This window comes from Bartonella sp. AA86SXKL, from assembly GCF_042196885.1.
Map to the genome: position 1 here is coordinate 1,028 of NZ_JBHIRE010000099.1, position 247 is coordinate 1,274.

Annotated in this window: 1 protein-coding gene; it reads left to right on the forward strand. The window is 37.2% G+C overall.

Annotation, left to right across the window (positions count from 1 at the left end; genetic code table 11):
• Positions 1-247, forward strand: a 247-nt coding sequence (locus ACFIO5_RS10130) for a proton-conducting transporter transmembrane domain-containing protein (RefSeq protein ID WP_375705328.1), incomplete at both ends; no start/stop codon positions are given.

Here is a 247-nt window from a genome sequence, read left to right on the forward strand (position 1 = left end):
TGTCAAGATGTGGCTGCCAATGTTTTAACTGTTACAATGGAAGTCTATGGTGACGATGAAGAAGAGGAAGAGGATGAAGTTGGTACTTATTTGCCGGTAACTTTGGCAATTCTTGGAGTCTGTTTTGGTATCTGTGCCATTTTGATTATTGGTCTACCACCTTTTTCTGGTTTTATTGCTAAATTTATGATGTTTATGGCAATCTTAAACCACAATAAAGAAGATTTTGCTGCTTCTTTACCGGTTC